Below are 22,419 nucleotides of genomic sequence, written 5' to 3' on the forward strand. Positions count from 1 at the left end.
ATAGTTGGCAAACCGCCCGGGAGGCGCCCCGGAAACGTAGGACGGAGGCGGAATCCCGGCCTTGTGTTGCGGCGGTGCGACACCCTCGGCGGCGTAAAATTTCCGGTTCCTTGCCGTCAGCACGCTGCTCATGACCTCGTTCGCCAAAGAAACCCTGCCCATCAGCCTCGAAGAGGAGATGCGCCGCAGCTACCTCGATTACGCCATGAGCGTGATCGTCGGACGCGCGCTCCCCGATGCCAGGGACGGCCTCAAGCCAGTGCATCGGCGCGTGTTGTATGCGATGCACGAACTCAACAACGATTGGAACCGGCCGTACAAGAAGTCGGCTCGTATCGTGGGGGACGTCATCGGCAAGTACCACCCGCACGGCGACCAGTCGGTCTACGACACCATCGTCCGCCTGGCGCAGGACTTTTCCATGCGCCACATGCTGGTGGATGGCCAGGGCAATTTCGGATCCGTCGATGGCGACAACGCAGCCGCCATGCGTTACACCGAAATTCGGCTTGCGAAGATTGCGCATGAAATGCTGGCCGATATCGACAAGGAAACTGTTGATTTCGGCCCGAATTACGACGGTAGCGAAAAAGAGCCACTGGTATTGCCGAGCAAACTGCCGAATTTGCTGGTCAATGGTTCCGGCGGTATTGCGGTGGGCATGGCGACTAATATTCCGCCGCACAACCTGAACGAGGTAGTCGACGCCTGCCTGCACCTGCTTCGCCATCCCGACGCCGGCATCGACGACCTGATGGAGATCATCCCGGCCCCCGACTTCCCGACCGCCGGGATCATCTACGGCATCAACGGCATCAAGGACGGCTACCGCACCGGCCGTGGCAAGGTGGTGATGCGGGCCAAGTGCCACTTCGAGGACATCGATCGCGGCCAGCGCCAGGCGATCATCGTCGACGAGCTGCCCTATCAGGTCAACAAGAAGACGCTGCAGGAGCGCATGGCCGAGCTGGTGCACGAGAAGAAGATCGAGGGCATCAGCCATATCCAGGACGAGTCCGACAAGTCGGGCATGCGGCTGGTGGTCGAGCTCAAGCGGGGCGAAGTGCCGGAGGTGGTGCTCAACAACCTCTACAAGCAGACCCAGCTGCAGGACACCTTCGGCATCAACATGGTGGCGCTGGTGGACGGCCAGCCCAAGCTGTGCAACCTGAAGGACCTGATCGAGGTTTTCCTGCAGCACCGCCGCGAGGTGGTGACGCGGCGCACGGTGTTCAATCTGCGCAAGGCGCGCGAACGGGGCCACGTGCTGGAGGGTCTGGCGGTCGCGCTGGCAAACATCGACGATTTCATTGCGATCATTCGCAATGCGCCGACACCGCCTGTGGCCAAGGCCGAGCTGATGCAGCGGCGCTGGGACAGCAAGCTGGTGCGCGAGATGCTCACCCGCACGCGCGCCGACGGCGGCGTGGTCAATGCCGACGATTACCGCCCGGATGGCCTGGACCGCGAATACGGCCTCGGCGGCGACGGCCTCTACCGTCTGTCCGACACGCAAGCCCAGGAAATCCTGCAGATGCGCCTGCAGCGTTTGACCGGCCTGGAGCAGGACAAGATCGTCGCGGAGTACAAGGAAGTGATGGCCGAGATCGACGACCTGCTCGACATCCTGGCCAAGCCAGAGCGGGTGTCGACCATCATCAGCGATGAGCTGAGCTCGCTGAAGCAGGAGTTCGGCCAGACCAAGCTGGGCGTGCGCCGCAGCCAGGTCGAGCACAGCGCCTTCGACCTGTCCACCGAGGACCTGATCACGCCGACCGACATGGTCGTGACGCTCTCGCACGCCGGCTACATCAAGAGCCAGCCGTTGGGCGAGTACCGGGCGCAGAAGCGCGGCGGCCGCGGCAAGCAGGCCACGGCGACCAAGGAAGATGACTGGATCGATCAGCTCTTCATCGCCAACACGCACGACTACATCCTGTGCTTCTCCAACCGGGGCCGGCTGTACTGGCTCAAGGTGTGGGAAGTGCCAGCGGGCTCGCGAGGCTCGCGGGGGCGGCCGATCGTCAACATGTTCCCGCTGCAGGAAGGCGAGAAGATCAACGTTGTGCTGCCACTCACCGGCGAGAAGCGCACGTTCCCTGCCAACCAGTACGTCTTCATGGCGACCTCCATGGGGACGGTCAAGAAGACCGCGCTCGACGAGTTCAGCAACCCGCGCAAGGCCGGCATCATCGCGGTCGACCTGGACCCGGGCGACTACCTGATCGGCGCCGCGCTGACCGATGGCGCGCACGACGTCATGCTGTTTTCCGACGGCGGCAAGGCGGTGCGCTTCGACGAGAACGACGTACGCCCGATGGGCCGCAACGCCCGCGGCGTGCGAGGCATGACGCTGGAAGACGGCCAGGGTGTGATCGCCATGCTGGTGGCCGAAGACGAAGAGCAGAGTGTGCTCACGGCCACGGAAAACGGTTACGGAAAACGCACAAGCATTACCGAGTACACCCGGCATGGCCGGGGAACCAAAGGCATGATTGCGATTCAACAGAGCGAGCGCAACGGCAAGGTCGTGGCGGCCACCCTGGTGCATGCCGACGACGAGATCATGCTGATCACCGACAAGGGCGTGCTGGTGCGCACCCGGGTCGCGGAGATTCGCGAACTCGGCCGCGCAACGCAAGGCGTCACCCTGATCGGGCTCGACGAAGGCGCCAAACTCAGCGGTCTGCAGCGCATCGTCGAGAACGATGCGAACGCGGACAGCGACAACGGCGCCGACGACGCTTCCTCAACATCTTCAACGGAGAATCCTCAGTGAAAAAACTCAAGCTCGCGCTTATCGCGGCGGCGGTGGCCGGCAGTTCGATGGCTATGGCCCAGGACAAGGCGGCAATGGTCAAACAGTTCCTCGATCTGCAGCGCCCGGGCATCGAAGCCCTGGCACGCGGCCTGGTCGAGCAGTCCAGCGCACCCATCGCGCAAGCCGGGTCGCAATACCTGCAGACCCAGGTGCCGGCCGAAAAGCGCGAGGCCGCCGCCAAGGCAGCCGATGCCGAGCTCAAGAAATACTTCGACGATGCCTACCCGATCGTGCGCGACAAGGCAGTGAACCTCGCGCCCGACACCCTGGGCCCGATCCTGCGCGACAACTTCAGCGAAGACGAGCTGCGCCAACTGCTGGCCTGGATCAACTCGCCCCTGAGCAAGAAGTACCAGGAGCTCAACCCGAAGATGCAGAGCGCGCTGACGGAAAAGCTGGTCGCCGAAACGCGCGCCAGCATCGAGCCCAAGATGCGCACCCTGGACGCCAACGTCGCCAAGGCCCTGGGCGCCCCGACCGAGGGTGCTCCCCCGGCCAAGTCCGCGCCCAAGGCGCCTGCCAAGAAGTGACGGCGGCCGCGGGTCGACGCCCGTACAACTTCTCCGCCGGCCCGGCCGCGATGCCGGAGGCGGTGCTGCAGCGCGCCGCCGCCGAGATGCTCGACTGGCACGGCAGCGGCATGAGCGTGATGGAGATGAGCCATCGCGGCAAGGAGTTCGGCGCGATCTGCGCGCAGGCGGAAGCCGACCTGCGCACGCTGCTCGGGGTGCCGGAGCATTTCCACATTCTCTTCATGCAGGGTGGCGGCCTCGGCGAGAACGCGATCGTGCCCATGAACCTGTCGCGCGGCGGCCCGGTCGATTTCGTGGTCACGGGCAGCTGGAGCGCCAAGTCCCAGAAGGAGGCGCAGCGCTACTGTCAGGCCAAGGTGGCGGCCTCCAATGCCGACAGCAAGCACACGCGCATGCCGGCGCCCTCGACCTGGCAGCTCTCCGCCGACGCCTCGTACGTGCACATCTGCTCCAACGAGACCATTCACGGCGTGGAGTTCCAGGAGCTGCCCGACCTTGCCGCACTGGGCAGCCGGGCGCCGCTGGTCATCGATTTCTCCTCGCACGTGGCGTCGCGATCGGTCGACTGGCGCCGCGTGGGTCTCGCCTTCGGCGGCGCGCAGAAGAACCTCGGCCCGGCCGGCCTCACGCTGGTGATCGTGCGCGACGACCTGCTGGGCCACGCGCTCGAGATCTGCCCGAGCGCCTTCAACTACCGGATCGTGGCGGACAACCAGTCCATGTACAACACGCCGCCGACCTGGGCCATCTACATCGCCGGCCTGACCTTCCAGTGGCTGCTGCAGCAAGCCGAAGGCGGACTGACCGGCGTCGCGGCGATGGAACAGCGCAACCTCGCGAAAGCGCGCCTGCTCTACGACTTCATCGACGCCTCGGCCTTCTACGAGAACCGGGTCTCGCCCGACTGCCGCTCGCGCATGAACGTGCCCTTCTTCCTCCGCGACGAGAGCCGCAACGACGCCTTCCTCGCCGGCGCGCGGGAGGCTGGCCTGCTGCAGCTCAAGGGCCACAAGTCGGTAGGCGGGATGCGAGCCAGTATCTACAACGCCATGCCGCTCGAAGGCGTGCAGGCGCTGGTGGGCTACATGCGAGAATTCGAGCGGTCGCACGCGTAGACGCCTGCGATCCGACCGATGACCGCACCGACCTCTCAGCCCCCCGCTTCCGACCCGAACCACAGCCTCGCCGATCTGCGCGTGCAGATCGACTCGCTCGACCAGCAACTGCTCGACCTGCTCAACCGCCGCGCCCACGTGGCGGAGCTGGTGGGCGAGATCAAGAAGCGCGAGGGCACGCCCTACTTCCGCCCTGACCGCGTCGCGCAGGTGATCGAGAAGATGCAGCAGAGCAACCCCGGCCCGCTCAAGTCGTTGCACGTCGCCGCCATCTGGCGCGAGATCATGTCGGCCTGCCTGGCGCTGGAATCGCCGCAGCGCGTCGCCGTGCTGGGCCCCGAGGGCACCTTCACCGAGCAGGCCGCGATCGAGTACTTCGGCGGCGCGGCCGACCTGATCTACTGCGCCAGCTTCGACGAGGTCTTCCATGCCACCGCCGCCGGCAGCGCCCAGTACGGCGTGGTCGGCGTCGAGAACACCACCGAGGGCGTGGTCACGCGCTCGCTCGACCTGTTCCTGCACTCCCCGACCCATGTGGTCGGCGAGGTCAGCCTGCTGGTGCGCCATCACCTGCTGCGCAGCACCAATTCGCTCGAAGGCATCGAGGCGGTACTGGCGCACCCCCAGGCGCTCGGGCAGTGCCAGACATGGCTGTCCAAGCACCTGCCGCACGCCGAGCGGCGCGCGGTCTCCAGCAATGCGGAAGGCGCCCGCCTGGCCGCCGGCAATCCGGCCTGGGCCGGCCTGGCGAGCGAGCGGGCCGCGACCCGCTTCGGCCTGCACATCGTCTCCCACGCGATCCAGGACGACTCGTACAACCGCACCCGCTTCGCCGTCATCTGCCTGCCGCAGACCCTGGCCATGCCGCCGGCCTCGGGCAAGGACTGCACCAGCCTGGTGGTCTCGGTGCCCAACCGTCCCGGCGCGGTGCACGACCTCCTGGTGCCGCTCAAGCTCAACGACGTCTCGATGACACGCTTCGAGTCGCGCCCGGCGCGTACCGGCCAGTGGGAGTACTACTTCTACATCGACCTCGACGGCCATCCTTCGCAGCCCAACGTGGCCGCCGCGCTCGGCGAACTGCGCAAGCTCTGCGCGTTCTACAAAGTCATCGGCGCCTACCCCGTCACCGCCTGAGGCCGCCACCATGTTCGAACAGTTGGGCTTGGTTGGCTGCGGCCTCATGGGCGGCTCCTTCGCACTGGCAATGAAGCGCGCCAGGCTGGTCAAGCGCGTGGTCGGGTACAGCAAGTCGCCCTCGACGACCGAGCGTGCGCGACAGCTGGGCGTGATCGACGTGGCTGCCCCGTCCGCCCTGCTCGCAGTGTCGGGCGCCGATCTGGTGCTGATCGCGGTGCCGGTGGGCGCCTCGGAGGCCACCTTCAAGGCGATTCGCCACGGCATCACCGATCAGATGCTGGTGATGGACGTGGGCTCGACCAAGGGCGACGTGATCGAGGCGGCCCGGCGTGGCCTGCAGGACCAGTTCAACAGCTTCGTCCCCGCGCATCCGATCGCGGGCAAGGAAGTCGCGGGCGTCGAGCACGCCGATGCCGCCCTCTACGCGGGGCGCCAGGTCGTCCTCACGCCGGTCAAGGCCACGCGGCGCTCCAACGTGCAGCGTGCGACGCAGCTCTGGACCGGCATCGGCGCCAGGGTGGTGAGCATGACGCCGGAGGCCCATGATCGCGCCTTCGCCGCCGTGAGCCACCTGCCCCATCTGCTGGCCTTCGCCTTCACCAACGCCATCACGGCTCATCCGGAGGGCGCACGCTTCCTGGAGCTGGCCGGCCCCGGCTTTCGCGACTTCACGCGCATCGCGGCGGGCGACCCCGCGATGTGGCGCGACGTGCTGATGGCCAACCGCGAACAGGTGCTACAGCAGTCCCAGGCATTCCGCGCCGCACTGTCGCAGCTCGAGACGCTGATGAGCACCGGCGACGCGCAGGCCCTGGAGGACCGGATCGCCGCTGCCAGCCATGCGCGCGCTCAATGGCAGCCTGGCGCCGGCGCCTCGCTCGACTGACATGTTTTCCATCCCTTTCCTGGATCTTCCGCCGCTCGCGGCCGCCTCCGGCACGGTGCGCCTGCCGGGCTCCAAGAGCATCTCCAACCGGGTGCTGCTGCTGGCGGCGCTGGCCGGCGGCACGACCACCGTGCACGACCCACTGGACTCGGACGACACACGAGTGATGCTGGATGCGCTGGACGCCCTCGGCTGCCGAATCGAGCGCGAGGGCGCCACGCTGCGCATCGAGGGGCTGGACGGTCGGCTGCGGACCGCGAGCGCGAAGCTCTTCCTCGGCAATGCCGGCACCGCGATGCGTCCGCTGACCGCGGCGCTGGCCCTGCTCGGCGGCGAGTTCGAGCTTTCGGGCGTGCCGCGCATGCACGAGCGCCCCATCGGCGACCTGGTCGACGCGCTGGTGCAGCTCGGCTGCCGCATCGACTACCTCGGCAATCCCGGCTATCCGCCGCTCGCCATCCATCCCGTGCCGCTCGATGCGCTGCAGCTCGACGCGCCGATTCGCGTGCGCGGTGACGTCTCGAGCCAGTTCCTGACGGCCTTGCTGCTGGCGCTGCCGCTGGCTGCCAGCAGCCGGGACATCACGATCGACGTGATGGGCGAGCTGATCTCCAAGCCTTACATCGAGATCACGCTCAACCTGCTCGCCCGCTTCGGCATCGTGGTGCGGCGCGAGGGCTGGGAGCGCTTCGTCATCCCGGCCGGCAGCCGCTATCGCTCGCCTGGGGACATCCATGTCGAGGCCGACGCTTCCTCCGCCAGCTACTTCATCGCGCTCGGCGCGATCGCCCGCGGCGAGGGCATCCGCATCGAAGGCGTGGGCGCGGATTCGATCCAGGGCGACATCCGCTTCGTCGACGCCGCCCGGCAGATGGGCGCAAGGATCGAGAGCGGCCCCAATTGGCTTACCGTCTCGCGCGACGCCTGGCCGCTCAAGGCCATCGACCTGGACGCCAACCACATCCCCGACGCCGCGATGACGCTGGCGGTGATGGCGCTCTACGCGGACGGCCCCTGCCTGCTGCGCAACATCGCGAGCTGGCGCGTCAAGGAGACCGACCGCATCGAGGCCATGACGCAGGAACTGCGCAAGCTCGGCGCCACGGTGGAGGACGGCCCCGATTTCATCCGCGTGCATCCGCTGGGCGCGGCCGGCTGGCGCCCCGCCGCCATCCGCACCTACGACGACCACCGGGTGGCGATGTGCTTCTCGCTGGCCGCCTTCAACCCGGCCGCGCTGCCCGTGCGCATCCTCGATCCGCACTGCGTGGCCAAGACCTTTCCCGACTACTTCGAGACCCTGTTCTCGGTCGCCGAGCCGGCCGACGTGCCGGTCCTGTGCATCGACGGCCCGACCGCCTCGGGTAAGGGCACGCTGGCCGTGGCCACCGCCTATCAGCTGGGTTATCACTACCTCGACTCGGGCTCGCTTTACCGGGTCACCGGCCTGGCGATGCGCCGCAACGGCCTGGAGGCCGATGCGGCCCACGAGGCACAGATCGCCGAGTTGGCCCGCAACCTGCCTTTGCAATTCGGCGAGGGCAAGGTGCTGCTGGCCGGCGAGGATGTGAGCGACGCCATCCGCACCGAAGCCGCCGGCATGGACGCCTCCCGCGTCTCCGCGCTGCCATCCGTGCGCGCGGCCCTGCTGTCGTTGCAGAAGAGCTTTCGCCGGCTGCCCGGCCTCGTGGCCGACGGCCGCGACATGGGCACGGTGGTCTTCCCGGATGCCCGGCTCAAGGTCTACCTCACGGCCAGCGCCTCCCAACGGGCCGAGAGGCGGCATAAGCAGTTGATTTCAAAGGGTATTTCCACTACAATCGACAGTCTTCGCGCCGATCTGGAGGCGCGCGACCAGCGGGACTCCTCCCGTAGCGTCGCGCCGCTCAAGCCGGCGCCTGATGCCCGCCTCCTGGACAACTCCTCGCTTTCGGTCGAGCAATCGGTCGATCAGGTGCTGTCCTGGTGGCAGGAAGTACAGCCCTTCGGGTCCGCCTGAAGGGTGTTTTCGGTCCAGCAGGTTCCCTCCGCGCGACAGCGCACTGGCCTGCTGGTTGTTCAACTCAACCGGGCTCTCAAGCCCACAACCAACCGCCGTTTCCAGACCCACACAGCCGCAATGGTGCGACTGTCAACCCTGCGTGACGGAAGGAACTGACACATGTCTGAATCTTTTGCCGAACTGTTCGAAGAGTCCCTGAAGCGTTCCGAGATGCGCAGCGGCGAGGTCATCACCGCCGAAGTCGTGCGCGTCGAGCACAACCACGTCGTGGTCAATGCCGGCCTCAAGTCCGAAGCCTACGTGCCGATCGAGGAGTTCAAGAACGACAAGGGTGAACTCGAAGTCCAGGCCGGCGATTTCGTCTCCGTGGCCATCGGCAGCGTCGAGAACGGCTACGGCGACACCATCCTCTCGCGCGACACCGCCAAGCGCCTGGCCTCGTGGCTGGCGCTCGAGAAGGCGCTCGAATCCGGCGATTTCGTCACCGGCACCACCAGCGGCAAGGTCAAGGGCGGCCTGACGGTGCTGGTCAACGGCATCCGCGCCTTCCTGCCGGGCTCGCTGATCGACACCCGTCCGATCAAGGACCTGACCCCCTTCGAGAACAAGACCCTCGAATTCAAGGTCATCAAGCTCGACCGCAAGCGCAATAACGTCGTGCTGTCGCGCCGTGCCGTGGTCGAGGCCAGCATGGGCGAAGAGCGCGCCAAGCTGATGGAAACGCTCAAGGAAGGCGCCATCGTCCGCGGCGTGGTCAAGAACATCACCGAGTACGGCGCCTTCGTCGACCTCGGCGGCATCGACGGCCTGCTGCACATCACCGACATGGCCTGGCGCCGCGTGCGCCACCCCAGCGAAGTGGTGCAGGCCGGCCAGGAAATCACGGCCAAGATCCTCAAGTTCGACACCGAGAAAAACCGCGTCTCGCTGGGCCTCAAGCAGATGGGCGACGACCCCTGGATGGGCGTCTCGCGCCGCTACCCGCAGGGCACGCGCCTGTTCGGCAAGGTCACGAACATCGCCGACTACGGCGCCTTCGTCGAGCTCGAGCCCGGCATCGAGGGCCTGGTGCACGTGTCCGAGATGGACTGGACCAACAAGAACATCGCCCCCAGCAAGATCGTCTCGCTGGGCGACGAGGTCGAGGTCATGGTCCTGGAAATCGACGAGGACAAGCGCCGCATCAGCCTGGGCATGAAGCAGTGCAAGGCCAACCCGTGGCAGGAATTCGCGCAGAACACCAAGCGCGGTGACCGCGTCAAGGGCCCGATCAAGTCGATCACCGACTTCGGCGTGTTCGTCGGCCTGGCTGCCGGCATCGACGGCCTGGTGCACCTGTCCGACCTCTCGTGGAACGAGCCCGGCGAAACCGCCGTGCGCAACTACAAGAAGGGCCAGGAAGTCGAGGCGATCGTGCTGGCCGTGGACGTGGACCGCGAGCGCATCAGCCTGGGCATCAAGCAGCTGGACAGCGACCCCTTCACCACCTTCACCACGGTGAATGACAAGGGCCAGGTCGTGACCGGCAAGGTCAAGACCGTCGACCCGCGCGGCGCCGAGATCGACCTCGGCAACGACATCGTCGGCTACCTGCGCGCCAGCGAGATCTCCCGCGACCGCGTGGAAGATGCCCGCAACGTGCTCAAGGAAGGCGACGAGGTCACCGCCCTGGTGGTCAACGTGGACCGCAAGACCCGCAACATCCAGCTGTCGATCAAGCAGAAGGACCTGGCCGACGAGCAAGGCGCGATGGCCAACCTGAGCCAGCAGTCGGCACGCGAGAACGCGGGCACGACCAGCCTGGGCGCGCTGCTGCGCGCCAAGCTGGACAGCTCCAACGAGAAGTAAGGAGTGAACACGGGACCGGCCCGGCCGGTCCCGTGACCTTCGAATGACCCGTTCGGACCTCGTCGAAGAACTCGCGGCCCGCTTCGCCCAGCTCACGCACCGCGATGCCGAATCCGCCGTCAAGACCATTCTCGACGCGATGAGCGACGCCCTCGTGCGTGGCCACCGCATCGAGATTCGCGGCTTCGGCAGCTTCACGGTGAACCGGCGCCCACCGCGCATCGGGCGCAACCCGCGTTCGGGCGAAAGCGTGCAGATTCCCGAGAAGCGCGTGCCGCACTTCAAGCCGGGCAAGGCCCTGCGCGAAGCAGTCGATGCGCGCACGGCGGAGCTCGATGCCCGCCAACGTCAGCAGGAAGGCTGAAGCATAGAATTCCCCCGCCAACGGGGACGCGCATGAAATATCTCCTGTGGCTGCTCAAGGCAGCCATTTTTTTTACCCTCTTCGCCTTCGCGCTGAACAACCAGCACGACGCCACCGTCTACTTCTTCTTCGGCACCTCCTGGCGCGCCCCGCTGGTGCTGGTCGTGCTCGCGGCCTTCGCCGGCGGCCTCGTGGCCGGCGCACTCGGCATGCTGCCGGGCTGGTGGAAGCACCGCAGCGCCGCGGCGCAGTTGCCGCCTATGAACACGACGCCTCCCGCAAGCGCCGGCACGCCCCTTGCGTCGGCACCCGCCGCCACCGACCTTCCTGCCGTACGCCAACATGGACTTTGATTTCAGTTGGCTGCTGCTCGGCCTGCCACTGGCCTTTGTCCTGGGCTGGCTCGCCTCGCGCTTCGACCTGCGGCAGTTGCGCATCGAGAACCGCCAAGCGCCCAAGGCCTATTTCCGCGGCCTCAACTTCCTGCTCAACGAGCAGCAGGACCAGGCCATCGACGCCTTCATCGAAGCGGTGCAGAACGACCCCGATACCCAGGAGCTGCACTTCGCGCTCGGCAACCTGTTCCGCCGCCGCGGCGAATACCAGCGCGCCGTGCGCGTGCACGAGCACCTGCTCGGCCGGGGCGACCTGAGCCGCGCCGACCGCGACCGGGCCCAGCATGCCCTGGCGCAGGACTTCCTGCGCGCCGGCCTCCTCGACCGCGCAGAGGCTGCGCTGCAGAAGCTCGAAGGGACGCGCTACGAGAACGAGGCCCGGCTCGCACTCCTCGCCATCTATGAACGCTCGCGCGAGTGGGCGCAGGCCGCCGCGGTGGCGCAGAAGCTCGACGAGACCGAGCAGGCCAGCTACAGCGTGCGCCGCGCCCACCATCTCTGCGAGCAGGCTGCCGAGCAGGTGACGGCTGGCGACGTCGCGGGCGCGGAGCAGTTGCTGGCCCAGGCGACCGCCCTCGCACCACAGGCGCCGCGTCCGGCCATCGATACCGCTGCCTTGAAGCTGCGCAACGGCGATTCCGCCGGCGCCTACGAGACGCTGGCGGCCCTGTGCGACACCGCGCCGCTGGCTTTGCCGCTCTACGCGGCCATGCTGCAGCAGGCCGCGGTCGCATCGCAGCGCGGCGGCGAGGCGCTGCTGACGCTGCAGCGCCGCTATGCCGAGTCACCTTCCATCGACGTGCTCGAAGCGATCATGGCGCTGGGCGGCACGCCGATGATGCCGGAAGACGCCGTGACGGAGGAAGCCGGCGCGCCCGAGCCGCGCGACGGCTACATCGCGCACCTGAGCCATCAACCCTCCCTGGTCGCCGCCTCGCGCTGGCTGGCCGGCGAGCACTTCGCCCACGAGCAGTACCGCCAGCCGGTGCAGCGCGCGCTGGACCAGGCTACGCGCCCGCTCATGCGCTATCGCTGCGCCGCCTGCGGCTTCGAGGCGCACCAGCACTTCTGGCACTGCCCCGGCTGCCAGGCCTGGGACAGCTACCCGCCGCGTCGCGTCGAAGAACTCTGAAATCCCTCAAATTGTCGCAACCCCAACGACATCCGCGACCTTGTCGTTGAAACTCGCACCGCCAGCAGCCCGCTGGCAACGGGACGTGCAAAGCGTCCCGGTTCATCACAATCACGCAGGGAACATCAATATGTTGAAAAAGATCCTGGCCATCGCGGCCATGCTGCTGGCGGCCGCCTCCTCCTGGGCTGCTGTCGATGCCAACAAGGCAAGCGACGCCGAGCTCGATGCGATCAAGGGCGTCGGCCCGTCGCTCTCCAAGCGCATCATCGACGCGCGCAAGAACGGCAACTTCAAGGACTGGCCTGACTTCATGGCACGCGTCAAGGGCGTGAAGGAGAACAAGGCCAACAAGCTGTCGGCCGAGGGCCTGACCGTCAATGGCCAGAGCTTCGGCGGGGCGGCCCCGAGCAAGGTCGCGAAGGCCGAGACCAAAAAGGACAAGGCCGAGACCAGGAAGAGCGACGCCAAGCCCTGACCATCCCGCGGCCCTGATGCCGCGATGCAGCGAAGCCGCCCCGAGGGGCGGCTTTTTCGTTGGCGCCACCAGCCACGCGCTCAGGGGAAAGCCTCACGCGATGGCCCGATATTTGCACGTATGCTCGCCGACGCACATTTCATCGTACGTTCTGGAGAGCCCATGAATCACAAGTTCGGCATCGCCCTCGCTGGCCTCACCCTTGGCGCAGCGGCCTTTGCACAGGCCAAGTGGGACCTGCCCACCGCCTACCCCGCCACCAACTACCACACCGAGAACATCACCCAGTTCGCGAAAGACGTGGACGCGGCAACCGGCGGCAAGCTCAAGGTCAACGTGCACGCGAACGCCTCGCTCTTCAAGGCGCCCGAGATCAAGCGCGCCGTGCAGAGCGGCCAGGCCCAGGCGGGCGAGATCCTGCTGGCCAACTTCGCCAACGAGAACCCGATCTACGCGCTGGACGGCGTGCCTTTCCTGGCCACCACCTACCCCGAGGCAAAGAAGCTGTACGACGCCTCCAAGCCGGCGATGGAGAAGCTGCTCGCCGCGCAGGGCATCAAGGTCCTGTTCATGGTGCCGTGGGCGCCGCAGGGCATCTACGTGAAGAAGGAGATCGGCTCGGTGGCCGACCTGCGCGGCATCAAGTGGCGTGCCTACAGCCCGGCTACGGCCAAGATCGCCGAGTTGATCGGCGCGCAGCCAGTGCAGATCCAGCAGGCCGAACTGAGCGCCGCCATGGCGACCGGCGTGATCGAGAGCTACATGAGCTCCGGCTCGACCGGCTACGACACCAAGACCTACGAGCACATCAAGAACTTCTACGACACGCGCGCCTGGATTCCCAAAAACGCGGTGCTGGTCAACATCAAGGCCTTCGATGCGCTCGATGCCACGACCAAGGCCGCCGTCACCAAGGCGGCCGCCGATGCCGAGGCGCGCGGGTGGAAGGTCGCCCAGGAGAAGAACGACGAGTACAAGCGCCTGTTGGCCGAGCGCGGCATGAAGATCCACCAGCCCTCGGCCAAGCTCGACGCCGACATGCGCCAGGTCGGCGGCATCATGCAGGCCGACTGGCTCAAGGCGGCCGGTGCCGACGGCCAGGCGATCGTCGACACCTACAAGAAAAAGTAGTGCCCATGCGCCGCAGGGCCGATCCCAAGGCGAATACCGCAGCCGAAGGCGAAGGTACTCCAGTGCGCCGCTGGCTGAACCGCCTCTACGACGGCGCGGGCGCGCTCGGCGCCTTCTGCGTGTTCCTGATCTTCGTGCTGATGATCATCGCCGGCGTGGGGCGCCAGATGAACTGGCACGTGAGCGGCATGAACGACGCGGTCGCGTGGCTGTGTGCCGCAGCCTCCTTCTTCGCCATGGCCCATGCCTTCCGCCATGGCGACTTCGTGCGCGTGACGCTTCTGCTCGACTCCGTGCCGCTGAAGGTGCGCCGCGCGCTCGACGTCACGTGCCTGCTGATCGCGGCGGTAGCGGTGGCCTACCTCACCTACTGGGCCACCAGCTTCACCTGGGAAAGCTATGAGTTCGCCGAGATGGCGACCGGCCTGCTGGTGATCCCCATCTGGATTCCGCAATCGACCTTCGTCATCGGCTGCTGGCTGCTGCTCATCGCGATGATCGACGAGCTGGTCGGCGTGGTGCGCGGCGAGAAGCCCAGCTACCAGCGCGCGGTCGAAGAGCGGCACGCAGCCGGCGACTTTTCCTCCGACATCTAGAACAACAGAGGACTCTCGTGCTCGACACCCTCCTCATGGGCGCGCTGCTGCTCGCCATCATGCTGGTGCTGCTGGCGGGCGGCGTCTGGATCGCGATGACGCTGGCCATCGTCGGCTGGGTCGGCCAGGCCTTCTTCACCAGCACGCTGCCCGGCAAGAACCTGTTCTCCGCCTTCTGGGAGAGCAACGCCAGCTGGGAGCTGGCGGCCCTGCCGCTGTTCATCTGGATGGGGGAGATCCTGTTCCGCACGCGGCTCTCCGAAGAAATGTTCGAGGGCCTGCGCCCCTGGCTCAACCGCGTGCCGGGCCGGCTGATGCACACCACCATCCTCGGCTGCGGCGTGTTCGGCTCGGTGTCGGGCTCCTCGGCCGCGACCTGCGCGACCATCGCCAAGGTCGCACTGCCGGAACTCAAGCGCCGCGGCTACAACGAGAAGCTGGCCATCGGCTCGCTCGCCACGGCCGGCACGCTGGGCATCCTGATCCCGCCCTCGATCACGATGGTGGTCTACGCGGTGGCGGCCGACGCCTCCATCATCCGCATCTTCCTCGCCGGCTTCCTGCCGGGGCTGCTGCTGATGCTGCTGTTCTCCGGCTACATCGGCTGGTGGAGCCTGCGCCATCCCGACCAGGTGCCGCCGGCCGATCCGCCCACCAGCCTGCGCGAGAAGATCCGCCTGTCCGGCAACCTGATCCCGTGCGGCCTGCTGATCGTCTTCATCGTCTGGGTGCTGGTTGCGGGCTGGGCCACGGCCACCGAGTGCGCGGCCTTCGGCGTGCTGGGCTCGCTGGCCATCGCGGCCTGGGGCCGCAGCCTCACATGGCAGAACTTCAAGGACGGCCTGATGGGCGCGACCCGCACCAGCTGCATGATCATGTTCATCCTGGCCGGGGCCGCCTTCCTGACCAAGACCATGGCCTTCACCGGCATCCCGCGCGAACTGGCCGAATGGGTGGACAGCATGCACCTGTCGCCCTACGCGCTGATCGGCGCGCTGGTGCTGGTGTACCTGGTGCTGGGCACCGCGCTCGACGGCATCAGCATGATCGTGCTCACCGCGGCAGTGGTGCTGCCGATGGTGCAGAAGGCCGGCTTCGACCTGGTGTGGTTCGGCATCTTCGTGGTGCTGCTGGTGGAGATCGCCGAAGTCACGCCGCCGGTGGGCTTCAACCTCTTCGTGCTGCAGAACATGACGGGCAAGGACAGCAACGTGATCGCCAAGGCGGCGATCCCCTTCTTCTTCTGCCTGGTGCTGTGCATCGCCGTCATCACCGTGTTCCCCGGCATCGTGACGGTGCTGCCCAACGTGGTCATGGGCGTGGAGAAATGAAGGACTAGGATCGGCGCCGTGCTGCCCGTCCTCGCCATCTGCATCGGCGCCTCCTTCGGCGCGCTCGCCCGCTGGGGCCTGGGCCTGTGGCTCAGCACCGGCGCCTTCCCGTGGGGCACGCTGGCCTCCAACCTGATCGGCGGCTACCTGATCGGCCTCGCGGTCGCCATGTTCCAGGCCATGCCGCAGCTCGATCCGGCCTGGCGCCTGCTGCTGATCACCGGCTTCCTCGGCGGCCTCACCACCTTCTCCAGCTTCTCGGCCGAAGTGGTGGCGATGCTCATGCAGAACCGCTTCGCGCTGGCCCTCGGCACCGCGGCGCTGCATGTCGCCGGCTCGCTCGTCCTGACCTGGCTGGGCATCCGCACCGTGCAGCATTTCACCGCCTGAGCGCTGGGACCGCAGGGGCTCGGCACAGGGGGCGGTCGATAGAATCGACCGCGATGCCCCTTGCCCTCCTCGTCGCACTTCCCTTCGTTGCCAGTGTGATCGCGGCCCTGCTACCGTCGGACGCGCGCAACCGGGAATCGACGCTGGCCGGCCTGGTCGCGCTGGGCTGTGCGGTGCAGGTGGCCTGGTTCTTCCCCCGGATTGCCGGCGGCGAGGTGATCCGCGAGCACATCCACTGGATTCCCGCGTTGGGCCTGGACCTCGTGTTCCGCATGGACGGCTTCGCCTGGCTGTTCTGCATGCTGGTGCTGGGCATCGGCGCGCTGGTGGTGCTCTATGCGCGCTACTACATGTCGTCCTCCGACCCGGTGCCGCGCTTCTTCGCCTTCTTCCTCGCCTTCATGGGCGCGATGGTGGGCGTGGCGCTGTCGGGCAACCTGATCCAGATGGTGCTGTTCTGGGAGCTCACCAGCCTGTTCTCCTTCCTCCTGATCGGCTACTGGCACCACCGGCGTGATGCGCGGCGCGGCGCGCGCATGGCGCTCACGGTCACCGGCGCGGGCGGCCTGTGCCTGCTGGCCGGTGTGCTGGTGCTGGGCCGCATCGCCGGCAGCTACGAGCTCGACGCGGTGCTGGCCGCGGGCGAACGGATCCGCGCCCACGGGCTCTATCCGCTCGCGCTCGTGCTGATCCTGCTCGGCGCCTTCACCAAGAGCGCGCAGTTCCCCTTCCACTTCTGGCTGCCGCACGCGATGGCCGCGCCCACGCCGGTCTCGGCCTACCTGCACTCGGCCACCATGGTGAAGCTGGGCGTGTTCCTGATGGCGCGACTGTGGCCGGTGCTCTCGGGCACCGAAGCCTGGTTCTGGCTGGTCGGCGGCGCCGGCGCCGCGACGCTGCTACTGGGCGGCTACATCGCCATGTTCCAGCGCGATCTCAAGGCGCTGCTGGCCTACTCCACCATCTCGCACCTGGGGCTCATCACCCTGCTGCTCGGGCTCAACAGCCCGCTGGCCGCGGTCGCGGCGGTCTTCCACATCATGAACCACGCGACCTTCAAGGCCTCGCTGTTCATGGCGGCCGGCATCATCGACCACGAGAGCGGCACGCGCGACATCCGCAAGCTCAGCGGCCTGCTGCGGCTGATGCCGATCACCGGGACGCTGGCCATCATCGCCAGTGCCTCGATGGCGGGCGTGCCGCTGCTCAACGGCTTCCTGTCGAAGGAGATGTTCTTCGCCGAAACCGTCTTCATCCAGGCCACGCCCTGGGTGAACCGCAGCCTGCCGGTCATCGCCACGCTGGCCGGCGTGTTCAGCGTGGCCTACTCGGCCCGCTTCGTGTTTGACGTCTTTTTCGGCCCGCCCTGCGGGCTGGACGTGCCCAAGCAGCCGCACGAGCCGCCGCACTGGATGCGGGTGCCGGCCGAGCTGCTGGTATTGGTCTGCCTGGTGGTCGGCGTGGCGCCGGCCTGGTCGGTCGGCGCCTTCCTCGCGACCGCGGCCCGGCCGGTGGTCGGCGGCGTGCTGCCCGAGTACAGCCTGGCGGTGTGGCACGGCTTCAACCTCCCGCTCCTGATGAGCTTCATCGCCCTGGCCGGCGGCGCGGGTCTCTACCTGCTGCAGCGGCGCGGCCGCGCGCGCGGCGCCCTCGAGCACACGCCGCTGCTGCATGCCTTCGACGGCCAGCGCCTGTTCGAGAACGTCCTCGCCCGGCTGAGCGAGGCCGGCCGCCGCAGCCGCCGCGTGCTCGGCACCCGGCGCCTGCAGACGCAACTGCTGCTCATGGTGCTGGTGGCCGTGGCCGGCGCTGCCGCCTCGCTCTGGCTCGTGCCCGCGCAGCGCGGCACGCGCGAGCTGCTGCCCTTCTCGACCATGTTCGCGATGACCTGGGTGATCGGCTGCACCTGCGCGCTGGCGGCGGCGTGGCAGGCCAAGTTCCACCGGCTCGCCTCACTGATGCTGGCGGCCGGTGCCGGGCTGGTTTGCTGCACCACCTACATCTGGTTCTCCGCCCCCGACCTGGCGCTCACGCAGCTGGTGGTGGAGACCGTGACCACCGTGCTGATCCTGCTGGGCCTGCGCTGGCTGCCGATGCGCACCGCCAAGCCGCAGCCCATGCGCGCGCGCCTGCGGCCATGGGGTCGGCGCGGCCGCGACCTGCTGGTGGCGGCCACGGCCGGCAGCGGCATGGCGGCGCTGGCCTGGGTCATGATGACGCGGCCCTTCCCGCAGAGCATCTCGCCCTTCTTCCTCGAGCATGCACTGCCGCAGGGCGGCGGCACGAACGTGGTCAACGTGATGCTGGTCGACTTCCGTGGCTTCGACACCTTCGGCGAGATCACGGTGCTCGGCATCGTGGCGCTGACGGTCTACGCGCTGCTGCGGCGCTTCCGCCCCGCGCCCGAATCCATGGCGCTGCCCGCTCAGCAGCGCACGCAGCCCGACGACGGCAGCAGCGACCTGCTGAACCCGCGCCGCGCCAAGGACACGGCCGTCGGCTATCTGATGGTGCCCGCGGTGCTGGTGCGCTTCCTGCTGCCGCTGGCGGTGCTGGTGTCCATCTACTTCTTCATGCGCGGCCACAACCAGCCGGGCGGGGGCTTCGTCGCCGGGCTGGTGATGTCGGTGGCGCTGCTGCTGCAGTTCATCGTCTCGGGCACCGAGTGGGTGGAGGAGCACCTGCGCATCTACCCCCGCCGCTGGATCGCCGTCGGCCTGCTGCTCGCGCTGGGCACCGGCGCGGGGGCGATCGTCTTCGGCTATCCCTTCCTGACCACCCACACGGCACACCTGCACCTGCCGGTGCTGGGCGAGATCCACGTGCCGAGCGCCCTCTTCTTCGACATTGGCGTGTTCGCGCTGGTGCTGGGCGCCACCATGCTGATCCTCACGGCCCTGGCCCACCAGTCGGTCCGCAGCCACCGCTGGGCCGAAGAACAAATCGAGAAGGAGGCCGAGCGCGCCGCCGCCGAAACCACCACAGGAGGCACTGCCTGATGGAGGCTGTGCTCGCCATCGCGATCGGCATCCTCACCGGCTCCGGCGTCTACCTGCTGCTGCGCCCGCGCACCTTCCAGGTGATCATGGGCCTGACGCTGATCTCCTACGCGGTCAACCTCTTCATCTTCAGCATGGGCCGCGTCAAGATCGACAGCGAGCCGGTGCTGATCCCCGGCCTCACGGCCACGCTCGCCAACACCGCGGACCCGATGCCGCAGGCCCTGGTGCTCACGGCCATCGTGATCGGCTTCGCGATGACCGCGCTGTTCCTGGTCGTGCTGCTGGCCTCGCGCGGCCTGTCGGGGACCGACCACGTGGATGGCGAGGAGAAGAAAGAGGAGGCCGCGGAATGAAGGAGCTCGTCTCCCTACTCGACCGCCTGCTCGAGTTCGGCATGCCGCACCTGGTCGCGGTGCCGATCCTGCTGCCGCTCCTCACCGCCGCGCTCATGCTGCTGATGGGCGAGCAGCGCCGCCGCACCAAGTCCGCGCTCAGCGTGGTCTCGGGCCTGCTGGGGCTTCTGGCCGCGCTCGCGCTGCTGCGCTGGGTCAATGCGGCCGACACCGGCGGCGGGCCCGGCTCGATCGGCGTCTACCTACCCGGCAACTGGCGCGCGCCCTTCGGCATCGTGCTGGTGGCGGACCGGCTCTCGACCATGATGGTCGCGCTCACCGGCGTGATCGCGCTGTGCGCGTCGATCTACTCCACTTCGCGCTGGGACCGCGCGGGGGTGCATTTCCATCCGCTGCTGCAGCTGCAGCTCATGGGCCTCAACGGCGCCTTCCTCACCGGCGACCTGTTCAACCTCTTCGTCTTCTTCGAGGTGATGCTGGCCGCCTCGTACGGGTTGCTGCTGCACGGCTCCGGCCGGCTGCGCGTGCAGGCCGGGCTGCACTACGTGGCGATCAACCTCGCGGCTTCCTCGCTGTTCCTGATCGGCGCGGCACTGCTCTATGGCGTGACCGGCACGCTCAACATGGCCGACCTCGGCCTGCGCATCGCGCAGCTTGCGCCCGGCGACCGCGGGCTCGCGCACGCGGGCGCGGCCATCCTCGCCACCGCCTTCTTCGCCAAGGCCGGCGCCTGGCCGCTCAACTTCTGGCTGGTGCCGGCCTACAACGCCGCCGTCTCGCCGGTGGGCGCGGTGTTCGCGCTGCTGACCAAGCTGGGCATCTACACGATGCTTCGGCTGTGGAGCCTGCTGTTCGCGCCCGACACCGGCGCCTCCGCCCAGTTCGGGCAGACGGTGCTGGTGGCGATCGGCCTGGCCACGCTCTTCGTCGGGGCGCTCGGCATCGTCGGCACGCAGCGCCTGTCCAACCTCGCGGGCTTCAGCGTGCTGGTGTCGGCCGGGACACTGCTGGCGGCCGTCGGACTCGGGCAGCCGGCCGTGTGGGCCGGCGCGCTCTACTACCTGCTCAGTTCCACGCTGGCCGTGAGCGCCTTCTTCCTGCTGATCGACATGATCGAGCGCTGGCGCAACGCGGGCCTGAGCATCGCGCCGCACGAGGCGGCCGGCAATGCACCCTTCCTCGCCGAGGACCTGCGCAATCTCGACGACGTGAACCTCGACGACGAGGCCCAGGCGCTCTACGGCCGCGCCATCCCGGCCGGCATCGCCTTCCTCGGCCTGGGCTTCCTGGGCTGCACGCTGCTGCTGGCGGGCCTGCCGCCGCTGTCCGGCTTCGTCGGCAAGTTCGCCATGCTCTCGGGCCTGCTCGGCGAGGCGCAGGCCATCACGTCGGCAGGCTGGACCTTCACCGCGCTGCTGATCGCTTCGGGCTTCCTCACGCTGGTCGCACTCAGCCGCACCGGCATCCGTCACTTCTGGACCCAGCCGCACGCCACCATGCCTTCGCTTCCGGCCCTGGAAGTTCTGCCCGTGGCCGTTCTGCTGGCCGCCTGTGTCGCCCTCACGCTGATGGCGGAGCCGGTGATGCAGCATGCCAGCGCGACCGCGCAGGGCCTGCGCTCGCCCACCGCCTACCGCGAGGCGGTGCTCGGCGCACGGCAGCGGCCCGGGCCGACCGATCCCGCCTCCGGAGGGCCGACGCGATGATCAAGCGCTGGCTCCCCTCGCCCCTGCTGTCGCTGGCGCTGTTCGTCGTCTGGCTGCTGCTGAACCAGTCGATGCATCCGGCCACGATGCTGCTGGCCGCCGTGCTCGCGATCGCCGTGCCCCTGCTGACGCAAAGCCTGCGCCCGGCCCGCGTGAAGATGCGCAAGCCGATGCTCGCGCTGCGGCTGGGCGGGCTCGTCGCCCACGACCTGGTGGTGTCGGCCATCACCGTGGCCCGCCTGCTGCTGACACGGCGCAGCCGCGACATGAAGGCGAGCTTCGTACGCGTGCCGCTGGACATGCGCGACCCCAATGCGCTCGCCACGCTGGCAATGATCCTGTGCCTGACGCCCGGCACCGCCTGGGGCGAGATCGCTCTCGACCGCTCCACGCTGCTGATCCACGTCTTCCACGAGGAGGACGAGGCCGCCTTCATCGCCCTGATCAAGACGCGCTACGAACGCCTGCTGATGGAGATCTTCGAATCATGACTCCCATCCTTTTCTGGGCCCTCAAGCTGGCCTTGCTGCTGCTCGCGGTGGCGATGCTCTGCGCCGTGGCCCGCCTGCTCATCGGCCCCACCGCGCAGGACCGCGTGATGGCGATGGATTGCCTGTACGTCAACGGCATGCTGATGATGCTGGTGCTGGGGATCGTCTACGCCAGCAGCGTGTACTTCGAGGCGGCGATGCTGATCGCGCTGTTCGGCTTCGTCGGCTCCACGGCGCTGGCCAAGTTCCTGCTGCGCGGGGAGGTGATCGAATGACGGACTTCATCATCGGCCCGCTGCCGCTGTGGGCCGAGATCCTCACGGGCCTCCTCGCGGTGGTGGGCGCGGCCTTCGCCGCCATCGGCTCCTTCGGGCTGGTGCGCCTGCCGACCTTCTTCCGCCGGATCCATGCGCCCACGCTTGGTGCGACTCTGGGGGCCTGGTGCGTCACGCTGGCCACCGTCGTCTACTTCTCGGTGCAGGCCCGCAGTCTTTTCCTGCACGCGCTGCTGATCGCCTTCTTCGTCGCCCTGACCGCGCCGGTCATGACGATCTTCCTGATGCGCGCCGCGCTGTTCCGCGAGCGCCAGAAGCGCGGCGACGTCCCTCCCGAGCGCGGCTGAGACGCACCGCGCCTCGGCCGAAAGGCATAGCCGCAGCTCATCCGAAGGAGGCTGCGCGGGTTCAACAGGGAGGGCGACCATGG

Annotated in this window: 21 protein-coding genes; all 21 read left to right on the plus strand. The window is 67.8% G+C overall.

Going from position 1 to position 22,419, the window contains the following annotated elements; all coding sequences use genetic code 11:
• Nucleotides 1-130: 130 nt before the first annotated feature.
• The 21 genes from gyrA (at nt 131) to mnhG (ending at nt 22,336) form a co-directional block, all read left to right on the plus strand.
• Nucleotides 131-2,779 carry a DNA gyrase subunit A gene (gene gyrA, locus A8M77_RS05140; protein WP_086920483.1) on the plus strand — a complete coding sequence of 883 codons (2,649 nt, stop codon included), beginning with the start codon at nt 131-133 and terminating at the stop codon, nt 2,777-2,779.
• The gene (locus tag A8M77_RS05145; RefSeq protein ID WP_086920484.1) at nt 2,776-3,351 is read left to right on the plus strand and encodes a DUF2059 domain-containing protein; all 576 of its coding nucleotides are present in this window, start codon (nt 2,776-2,778) and stop codon (nt 3,349-3,351) included. The genes gyrA and A8M77_RS05145 overlap by 4 nt, the downstream gene beginning before the upstream one ends.
• Nucleotides 3,348-4,469: a 3-phosphoserine/phosphohydroxythreonine transaminase gene (gene serC, locus A8M77_RS05150; RefSeq protein WP_272947423.1), complete on the plus strand. Its 1,122-nt coding sequence runs from the start codon at nt 3,348-3,350 to the stop codon at nt 4,467-4,469. Before A8M77_RS05145 ends, serC begins: the two co-directional genes overlap by 4 nt.
• Before the next feature lie 18 nt (nt 4,470-4,487).
• Nucleotides 4,488-5,606: a prephenate dehydratase gene (gene pheA, locus A8M77_RS05155; RefSeq protein ID WP_086920485.1), complete on the plus strand. Its 1,119-nt coding sequence runs from the start codon at nt 4,488-4,490 to the stop codon at nt 5,604-5,606.
• Nucleotides 5,607-5,616: 10 nt separating this feature from the next.
• The gene (locus A8M77_RS05160) at nt 5,617-6,495 is read left to right on the plus strand and encodes a prephenate dehydrogenase (protein ID WP_086920486.1); all 879 of its coding nucleotides are present in this window, start codon (nt 5,617-5,619) and stop codon (nt 6,493-6,495) included.
• 1 nt (nt 6,496) lies between these two features.
• The gene (locus tag A8M77_RS05165) at nt 6,497-8,494 is read left to right on the plus strand and encodes a bifunctional 3-phosphoshikimate 1-carboxyvinyltransferase/cytidylate kinase (protein ID WP_086920663.1); all 1,998 of its coding nucleotides are present in this window, start codon (nt 6,497-6,499) and stop codon (nt 8,492-8,494) included.
• A gap of 162 nt (nt 8,495-8,656) precedes the next feature.
• Entirely contained in the window at nt 8,657-10,345 is a 1,689-nt protein-coding gene (gene rpsA / locus A8M77_RS05170; RefSeq protein ID WP_086920487.1) for a 30S ribosomal protein S1, read from the plus strand.
• Nucleotides 10,346-10,388: 43 nt separating this feature from the next.
• Nucleotides 10,389-10,709: an integration host factor subunit beta gene (locus A8M77_RS05175; RefSeq protein ID WP_086920488.1), complete on the plus strand. Its 321-nt coding sequence runs from the start codon at nt 10,389-10,391 to the stop codon at nt 10,707-10,709.
• 32 nt (nt 10,710-10,741) lie between these two features.
• Nucleotides 10,742-11,062 (plus strand): LapA family protein, encoded by a 321-nt coding sequence (locus A8M77_RS05180; protein WP_086920489.1) that lies wholly within the window; start codon nt 10,742-10,744, stop codon nt 11,060-11,062.
• On the plus strand, nt 11,052-12,236 hold the full coding sequence (gene lapB, locus A8M77_RS05185) for a lipopolysaccharide assembly protein LapB (protein ID WP_086920490.1): 1,185 nt from the start codon (nt 11,052-11,054) through the stop codon (nt 12,234-12,236). Before A8M77_RS05180 ends, lapB begins: the two co-directional genes overlap by 11 nt.
• 130 nt (nt 12,237-12,366) lie before the next feature.
• Complete coding sequence (locus A8M77_RS05190) at nt 12,367-12,714, plus strand: ComEA family DNA-binding protein (protein WP_086920491.1); 348 nt, start codon at nt 12,367-12,369, stop codon at nt 12,712-12,714.
• A gap of 162 nt (nt 12,715-12,876) precedes the next feature.
• The gene (locus A8M77_RS05195) at nt 12,877-13,845 is read left to right on the plus strand and encodes a TRAP transporter substrate-binding protein (RefSeq protein ID WP_086920492.1); all 969 of its coding nucleotides are present in this window, start codon (nt 12,877-12,879) and stop codon (nt 13,843-13,845) included.
• Nucleotides 13,846-13,850: 5 nt separating this feature from the next.
• A complete protein-coding gene (locus A8M77_RS05200) occupies nt 13,851-14,441 on the plus strand; it encodes a TRAP transporter small permease (RefSeq protein ID WP_238136724.1) in 591 nt (196 codons plus the stop codon).
• A gap of 35 nt (nt 14,442-14,476) precedes the next feature.
• Nucleotides 14,477-15,772 carry a TRAP transporter large permease gene (locus tag A8M77_RS05205; protein ID WP_086920665.1) on the plus strand — a complete coding sequence of 432 codons (1,296 nt, stop codon included), beginning with the start codon at nt 14,477-14,479 and terminating at the stop codon, nt 15,770-15,772.
• A gap of 18 nt (nt 15,773-15,790) precedes the next feature.
• Nucleotides 15,791-16,162 (plus strand): fluoride efflux transporter CrcB, encoded by a 372-nt coding sequence (crcB, locus tag A8M77_RS05210; protein WP_086920493.1) that lies wholly within the window; start codon nt 15,791-15,793, stop codon nt 16,160-16,162.
• A gap of 53 nt (nt 16,163-16,215) precedes the next feature.
• Nucleotides 16,216-19,161, plus strand: a complete 2,946-nt coding sequence (locus A8M77_RS05215; RefSeq protein ID WP_086920494.1) for a monovalent cation/H+ antiporter subunit A — start codon at nt 16,216-16,218, stop codon at nt 19,159-19,161.
• Nucleotides 19,161-19,517, plus strand: coding sequence for a Na+/H+ antiporter subunit C (locus A8M77_RS05220; RefSeq protein WP_086920495.1), 357 nt, complete (start codon nt 19,161-19,163; stop codon nt 19,515-19,517). Before A8M77_RS05215 ends, A8M77_RS05220 begins: the two co-directional genes overlap by 1 nt.
• Nucleotides 19,514-21,223, plus strand: coding sequence for a monovalent cation/H+ antiporter subunit D (locus tag A8M77_RS05225; protein ID WP_086920496.1), 1,710 nt, complete (start codon nt 19,514-19,516; stop codon nt 21,221-21,223). The genes A8M77_RS05220 and A8M77_RS05225 overlap by 4 nt, the downstream gene beginning before the upstream one ends.
• Nucleotides 21,223-21,714: a Na+/H+ antiporter subunit E gene (locus A8M77_RS05230; RefSeq protein ID WP_086920666.1), complete on the plus strand. Its 492-nt coding sequence runs from the start codon at nt 21,223-21,225 to the stop codon at nt 21,712-21,714. The genes A8M77_RS05225 and A8M77_RS05230 overlap by 1 nt, the downstream gene beginning before the upstream one ends.
• Nucleotides 21,711-21,989, plus strand: a complete 279-nt coding sequence (locus tag A8M77_RS05235; RefSeq protein WP_086920497.1) for a K+/H+ antiporter subunit F — start codon at nt 21,711-21,713, stop codon at nt 21,987-21,989. Before A8M77_RS05230 ends, A8M77_RS05235 begins: the two co-directional genes overlap by 4 nt.
• Nucleotides 21,986-22,336: a monovalent cation/H(+) antiporter subunit G gene (gene mnhG / locus A8M77_RS05240; protein WP_086920498.1), complete on the plus strand. Its 351-nt coding sequence runs from the start codon at nt 21,986-21,988 to the stop codon at nt 22,334-22,336. The genes A8M77_RS05235 and mnhG overlap by 4 nt, the downstream gene beginning before the upstream one ends.
• The last annotated feature ends 83 nt before the right edge of the window (nt 22,337-22,419 follow it).

Source organism: Variovorax sp. JS1663, assembly GCF_002157355.1.
Lineage (GTDB): Bacteria > Pseudomonadota > Gammaproteobacteria > Burkholderiales > Burkholderiaceae_C > Variovorax.